Source organism: Marinicella sediminis (assembly GCF_002000055.1).
GTDB lineage: Bacteria > Pseudomonadota > Gammaproteobacteria > Xanthomonadales > Marinicellaceae > Marinicella > Marinicella sediminis.
Window position 1 is genome coordinate 307,844 of sequence record NZ_MVBD01000005.1, and the last position, 7,035, is coordinate 314,878.

The 7,035-nt window shown below is 46.3% G+C and carries 8 protein-coding genes and 1 other RNA gene; all 9 read left to right on the top strand.

Going from position 1 to position 7,035, the window contains the following annotated elements; all coding sequences use genetic code 11:
• The first annotated feature begins 3 nt into the window (after window positions 1-3).
• Entirely contained in the window at window positions 4-1,143 is a 1,140-nt protein-coding gene (locus tag B0475_RS09315; protein WP_077411535.1) for an AI-2E family transporter, read from the top strand.
• The gene (locus B0475_RS09320; RefSeq protein WP_077411536.1) at window positions 1,143-1,838 is read left to right on the top strand and encodes an HdaA/DnaA family protein; all 696 of its coding nucleotides are present in this window, start codon (window positions 1,143-1,145) and stop codon (window positions 1,836-1,838) included. Before B0475_RS09315 ends, B0475_RS09320 begins: the two co-directional genes overlap by 1 nt.
• A 52-nt stretch (window positions 1,839-1,890) precedes the next feature.
• Window positions 1,891-1,986: signal recognition particle sRNA small type (gene ffs / locus B0475_RS09325), an RNA gene on the top strand.
• Window positions 1,987-2,011: 25 nt separating this feature from the next.
• On the top strand, window positions 2,012-3,658 hold the full coding sequence (gene dnaX, locus B0475_RS09330) for a DNA polymerase III subunit gamma/tau (RefSeq protein ID WP_077411537.1): 1,647 nt from the start codon (window positions 2,012-2,014) through the stop codon (window positions 3,656-3,658).
• Window positions 3,659-3,660: 2 nt separating this feature from the next.
• Window positions 3,661-3,984: a YbaB/EbfC family nucleoid-associated protein gene (locus tag B0475_RS09335; RefSeq protein ID WP_077411538.1), complete on the top strand. Its 324-nt coding sequence runs from the start codon at window positions 3,661-3,663 to the stop codon at window positions 3,982-3,984.
• Window positions 3,978-4,565, top strand: coding sequence for a recombination mediator RecR (recR, locus tag B0475_RS09340; RefSeq protein ID WP_109862372.1), 588 nt, complete (start codon window positions 3,978-3,980; stop codon window positions 4,563-4,565). Before B0475_RS09335 ends, recR begins: the two co-directional genes overlap by 7 nt.
• Window positions 4,566-4,572: 7 nt before the next feature.
• Entirely contained in the window at window positions 4,573-4,923 is a 351-nt protein-coding gene (locus tag B0475_RS09345) for a histidine triad nucleotide-binding protein (protein WP_077411540.1), read from the top strand.
• Window position 4,924: 1 nt separating this feature from the next.
• On the top strand, window positions 4,925-5,641 hold the full coding sequence (cmoA, locus tag B0475_RS09350) for a carboxy-S-adenosyl-L-methionine synthase CmoA (RefSeq protein ID WP_077411541.1): 717 nt from the start codon (window positions 4,925-4,927) through the stop codon (window positions 5,639-5,641).
• A complete protein-coding gene (cmoB, locus tag B0475_RS09355; protein WP_077411542.1) occupies window positions 5,641-6,612 on the top strand; it encodes a tRNA 5-methoxyuridine(34)/uridine 5-oxyacetic acid(34) synthase CmoB in 972 nt (323 codons plus the stop codon). The genes cmoA and cmoB overlap by 1 nt, the downstream gene beginning before the upstream one ends.
• Window positions 6,613-7,035: the final 423 nt, after the last annotated feature.

The following is a 7,035-nucleotide window of genomic DNA, read 5'->3' on the forward strand; positions in this document are numbered from 1 at the left end:
CAGATGCAAAATAAAATCAATAATCAATGGTATGTTCTGGCACTGGTGATTCTCTCCGGGTATCTGGTTTATCTGTTGTCACCCATTTTGACGCCATTCGCTGTGGGTGCATTGTTTGCTTACTTGTTTGATCCTTTGGCGGATAAACTGGAAGAGTGGAAACTTAACCGAACCCTGTCTGTGACGGTGGTGTTTTTTGTCATCAGTTTGTTGGTATTTGCCGTGTTGTTATTACTCATACCGGCTTTGGAAAGACAGATCAGTAGCTTTATCCGCAATTTACCTTTGTATTTTGAGTGGCTGAGAGAGAACCTTTCGCCCTGGTTAGAGCGCACTTTTGGTATCGAGCGCGATCTATTCGATATCAATGAGTTAACGCAACTTCTTAAAGGCCATTGGGAGCAGGCTGGCGGGATTGCTCAGTCATTGTTGTCAGGGGTCACCAAAAGTGGCCTGGTGATCGTCAATTGGTTGATGAACTTTTTGTTGATACCAGTGGTTACGTTTTATTTGCTCAGAGATTGGGACATCATCACATCCAGGGTCAGTGAGTTGATTCCGCGGCCTTACTACCGCACAGTCAGCACCATTGCCGCTGACGCCAACAGTGTGCTCAGTGCATTTTTGCGTGGTCAGCTCAGTGTGATGCTGGCATTGGGGACAATCTACACCATTGGTCTGTGGGTGGTCGGTATCGAGTTGTCGTTGCTGATTGGCATGGGTGCAGGATTGATTTCTTTCGTGCCTTATCTGGGCACCATTGTCGGTTTGATTGCCGGGGTGATCGCGGCCCTGGTGCAATTTGGTGACATCAATCATATCTTTTATGTACTGATTGTCTTTGGTATCGGACAATTACTGGAAGGATTTGTTCTGACGCCTTTGTTGGTTGGCGATCGCATTGGGTTACATCCTGTGGCGGTGATATTTGCTGTTCTGGCAGGTGGGCAGTTGTTTGGTTTCGTGGGTGTTTTGTTAGGTCTTCCGCTGGCTGCAGTCATTATGGTGTTGCTCAGGCACGGACATGAGCGATACATGGGCAGTAAACTCTATGGTAAAGAAAATGAAATCAGCCTGACCAACAAAGAAGAATCTGTCAGGCATCAGGAGGGCAATCCCAGCGACGGCAAAGGGGAGCTTTGATGACGCAACCACAAGTACCTCTGGACATGACTCAGTCTGAGTCCCACACCTTTGAAGGGTTTATCGGTAGTGAAGGGTTGGTTGAAAGTTTGTCAAGACCCGAAAAATTGCCTCAATTTACCTATTTGTGGGGGGTGAAGCACAGTGGCAAGACGCACCTCATAAACGCCTTGGCAGAAGAGCTGGCAAAGCGTGGAACTGCTCATGTCTCACTGGATGCCAGTATGTTGCATGATGCAGATGTGTTTGATCACTTGCCTGAAGGTCTGGATTTTTTGTTGCTGGACGATGTCCAGGTATTGCAGTCTCACGTTGAGGGCGAAGTGGCATTATTCAATGTTTACAATTGGTGTCGTGACAAGCAATGTCAGCTGGTTGTCAGTGCTGGTTGTTCAAACAGATCTGAACAATGGCAGCTACCAGATCTGAGATCCCGCTTAACTGCTGGTTTGACCTTGCACATAGAACCCTTGAAAGGGGAACATGCCTTGCACTGCCTGGAACGACAATTCAGCCTGAATGGCATACCCATTGACAAGGCCGTTATTGATTACCTCAGAACGCACCAAAGCACCTCGTTTGAACACCTTTACGCTTTGTTCAGGCAAGTGGCCAGTCATTCGTTGGTCTTGAAACGCAAGGTATCAGTGCCACTGATCAAAGAATCCCTGAAGCAGTTAAAACTTTCTGATTGATGAAGGTGGACAATTCAGGTGGCTTCATAGATAATACCGCTTCGGTGACTCCCGTTTGTCACCTCACAATAAATAGCAGTGAACCCGGTCAGGCCCGGAAGGGAGCAGCCGCAGCTGTGATTTTATGTGTGGGGACCGGCTGACGGGGGTCCCTTTCATCTCTTCAATAAATCATGACATATCAAGCACTTGCCAGAAAATACAGACCCCAGAATTTTGCGGAAATAGTTGGTCAGGAACATGTTGTTCAGGCCCTTGTCAATGGCATAGAAAATAATCGTTTGCACCACGCATTTTTATTCACTGGCACCCGGGGAGTGGGCAAAACAACCCTGGCCAGGGTGCTGGCCAAATCCCTTAACTGCCTGGAAGGCATTTCTGGAAACCCTTGTGGCGTGTGCCAGCATTGTGTGGAAATCAAAGAAGGAGACTTCATTGATTTGATTGAAGTGGATGCGGCATCCAGGACGGGAGTCGACGATACCAGAAACTTGTTGGAAAATGTGCAATATGCGCCCAACAAAGGTCAATACAAAATTTACCTCATTGATGAGGTGCATATGTTCTCGAAAAGCAGCTTCAACGCTTTATTGAAAACCCTTGAAGAGCCTCCTGAGCATGTTAAATTTCTATTGGCCACAACCGAGCCTGATAAATTACCCGTAACGGTGCTTTCCAGGTGCTTACAATTTAACTTAAAGCGACTGACTCAAAAGCAAATTGGAGACCATTTGCAGTCATTGTTGAACAAAGAGTCTGTCGATTTTGATGAACGTGCTATACAGTTGATTTCCAGGGTGGCTGATGGCAGCATGCGCGACGCGCTGAGTTTGCTTGATCAATCACTGGCGTTTGGCGCAGGAGCCATTCATTTTGATGAAATCAGGGCCATGCTTGGTACTGTTGAGCAGACGCATGTGGAAGAATTATTGCGTCAGGTGCATCACCATGATCACGCACAAGTGCTGGAAAAATTACAGTGGTTTCATGACATGTCTGTTGATTATCAGTCATTGGTTGATGATCTGTGCCGGTTGATGCACGAAGTGGCAGCCATTCAGGCACTGGGCAGGATGACCGGTGGATCGCATTTTGATTCGCAGGTCCTGAAAACCATGGCCACTGAGTTATCCCCTGAACAGGTTCAATGGTATTATCAGTTGATCATCGTGGCTGCTGAACAGTTGAATTATACCCCCGATAAGCGCATCAGTTTCGAAATGGCAGTCATCAGGATGCTTGATTTTGAACCAGGATCACCTGGCAGGATGGCGGCAGAATCTACTGAAGATTCAGGTGTTGCGCATGCGGATTCGGCTGGGCAGTCCCAGGAATCAGTAAAACCAACAGGGCCACAAGCCAATTTGGTAGATACCCAAATGAAGCCTCATACTCAAGTACGGGTTTCAGCTGAACAGCTACAAAATAAACCGGATAAACCGATTGATCTACATGCCCTGAGCCAACAGAACTGGCCGGGTGTGTTTGAGCGATTACAGTTGAAAGGCGGCTCCAGAGAACTTGCCAGGCATCTGGCAGTGCTTGAAAACAATGAAAAAGTCCTTACCTTTGCTGTGGACCAGTCGGCTGAAATCTTCATGAATGAAAAAGCACAAAAAGCCATCAGGGAGCGATTGCTGGGAGACTCAAATGATTACACGGTGAAATTTACCGTCCGTCAGGAAGTCAATTCTGTGGCACAGATAACACAGCAGGAAGCCGCCAGGCAGTCTGCAGAACAAGATCAGGTAGATCCTGTTGTGCAGCATTTGCAAAGTCAGTTTGGCGCTAAAATAATACAAAATAAATTGGGTGATTAAAGATGAAAGGTACCCTGGGTAACATGATGCAACAAGTGCAGAAAATGCAGGAAGAAATGCAAAAAGCACAGCAGGAAATGGCCAGCAAAGAAGTGACCGGCTCAGCTGGTGGCGACATTGTAAAAGTGGTCATGAATGGTCAGCACCAAATCAAAAATATTGTTATTGATCATGACATGATTGATGGTGACAACGAGATGCTGGAAGATCTGCTGGTTGCGGCATTCAATGATGCGATGAATAAAGTCGGAGAATTACAGAAACTGGATTTGGGAGGTTTGGCCGAAGGCCTGAACTTGCCACCTGGTTTTAAAATGCCATTCTGATGTCGTTGATCAAAGAGCTGATGAATGCCTTGCAGATCCTGCCAGGCGTGGGCCCTAAAACTGCACAACGGCTGACGTTTCATTTGCTACAAAAAGACAAATCTGGTGGTCAACACCTGGCGGAGGTTCTGCAAACCGCCATCAAAAACATCCGTGAATGTGAATCATGTCGTACGCTGACAGAACGAGATGTCTGTAAAATATGTGCCAACCCATCCAGAACGCCTGCTCAGTTGTGTGTGGTTGAGACCCCGGCTGACATTATTCATCTTGAACAGGCCACAGATTTCAAAGGCCGGTATTTTGTCCTGCATGGTAAACTGTCTCCGATTGATGGGGTTGGACCTGGTGAACTGAAACTCAATCGTTTGGTAGATTTGTTGGTGGAGTGTGATGAATTAATCATTGCCACCGGCTCAACGGTAGAAGGTGAGACCACTGCACAGTACCTCTCTCATTTGGCAGAGCAGGGTGGCATCAAGGCAACCCGGCTGGCCCATGGAGTGCCTCTGGGTGGAGACCTGGAATACATTGATAACAGCACATTGGCACACGCATTTGCCAGCAGAACACAATTATAGGTGATACATGAGTAAAGAAGGCACTTTGTTTGATCAAATCATTGACAAGACCCTTCCAGCAGACATTGTTTATGAAGATGATTATGTACTGGGTTTTAAGGACATTAATCCACAGGCGCCAGTCCATATTCTGTTTATTCCAAAGATCAGAATCGCCACCCACAATGACATCGATGCAGAAAACATGGATTATGTTTCTAAAATGCACCTGGCGATCAATCAATATGCCAAAGAAATCGGTGAAGATGAAAATGGTTACCGGTTGGTCATGAACTGTAATAAAAATGGACAGCAAACCGTGTTTCATATACACATCCACTTTTTGGCAGGCAGGGCAATGAGCTGGCCACCAGGCTGAAATGAGTCATTCAAAAGACAATCTGTTCGACGAACCCTACAGTCAGATCAAAGCGTTTGCATTTGATGAAAAGGTTGTGCGGGTGTTTCCGGATATGATTAAACGCTCGGTTCCGGGTTACGACACCATTCTTAAAGGGATTGCCATGCTGGCCATGAAGTACATCACACCTGCTTCAGGCGTTTATGACCTGGGAGCCTCATTGGGTGCAGTATCACTGACCATTGACCAGGCGGTTGGTGATCAGGGGTTAACCATCTATGCCGTGGATAATTCCGCGCCAATGTTGGATGGTTTAAAAAAGCAGTTGTTGCAGCTGGATACGGCCAACAAGGTTGTTCCGGTGATGGGGGATGTTTCGAACCTCAAAATGCTCGATGCCAGTTTTGTGGTGAGTAATTTCACCTTGCAGTTCATGCCTCGATCTACTCGTGCTGACACCTGTCGCAAAATTTTTGAAGCACTGCATAAAGGCGGTGTTTTTGTGCTTTCTGAAAAAGTATCTTCAACGGATTTGTTGATCGATTATTATCATGGTTATAAAAAGATCAATGGCTATACAGACAGAGAAGTGGCTCAGAAACGTCAGGCGCTGGAAGAATCCCTGAAGCCCGATTCTTTGGAGGTTTGGTGTCAACGCCTCAAAGCCGTGGGCTTTGAAACAACCGAAGTTTGGTTCAGGGCATTTAACTTTGTGTCTCTGGTGGCCATCAAGTAATGTTTCAGGAGAAACTCAATCTGTTTCTTCAGGCAGCAGTTGGAACTGCGCTCGAAGAACAGGCTGCTGTGATCCGGTCTGTTACCGAACAAGTCATTGCCAACATCAATCAGGGCGATTTACCCCGTTGGCAGGATGCCCATCAATCCTTGCCTGATTTATCACCGGCCACAGTTGATCCTGACCAGGGTCCACTTACGGTTCGGTTTTCACGGCCGTTATCCGTTGAACAGCAACATAATCTTGAAGCGGGTTTGCGGGCATTGCATCCATGGCGAAAAGGGCCTTTCAAATTGGCAGAATGTTTCGTTGATGCAGAATGGCGGTCAGATTTTAAATGGAACCGTCTGGCCAATGCGTTGCCTGATCTGAATCATAAAACTGTGCTTGATGTCGGCTGTGGGAATGGTTATTACCTGATGAAAATGGCTGCATTGAATCCAGGTTTGTTGTTGGGTATAGAGCCAGGGTTGTTGCACAACGTGCAGTTTTGGTCTGTAGAAAAATATGCCAACACAGGTGCACACATATTGCCTTTGAAAATCCAGGACCTGCCACAGCACATGGCATGCTTTGATGTGGTGCTTTCCATGGGGGTCTTGTATCATCGAAAATCTCCAATTGCTCACATTGAGCACTTGCGATCTTTGTTGCCACGGGGTGGAACCTTGATCCTGGAGACCCTGATCATTGATGGAGATGAACAAACCTGTCTGGTGCCACAAGGGCGATATGCACAAATGCGTAACGTGTGGTTCTTGCCAAGTGTGGCCATGCTGACCAATTGGCTGGCAAAGCTTGGAATGCGACATATTGAGGTGATCGATGTCTCATTGACAACTACAGCAGAGCAGCGCTCAACTGACTGGATGCGGTTTCATTCATTGCCACAATTTCTGACTGCTGATGAACAACACACGGTGGAAGGTCATCCGCCACCAAAACGGGTGTTGATTCGCTGTCAGCATTGATGGCTAATATGATCTGTCTTTAAATTTCAAAACCCCCTTAAAATGCGTCATGGCGTGGTTTGCTTATGACGTTGAATTTTGACAGCCAAATTAATTTAACTAATTTGTCACAAAGGGGTTTACAGAACGGAAAGTAGGGCTATAATTCGCATCCTCTTGTACGAGCTGAGACGGAAATCGGCCAGAGAGATCAGGGTCTTAAAATTAATTTGAAAGAATTAAAAAAAAGGCTTGCAAAGGAAAGCTTATGAGCGATAATACGCAGCCCTCAGAGATGAGGAGACAAGGACGGAAAAGCAAGACCTGGAGTTGATTGAAAAATTACTCAAAAAAAGGCTTGCAAAAGGATTTAAAAAAGCGATAATATCGCACCCTTCCGCACGAAATGTTCGGGAGTTAATTTAAAGCAAATTAAAAAGTAAT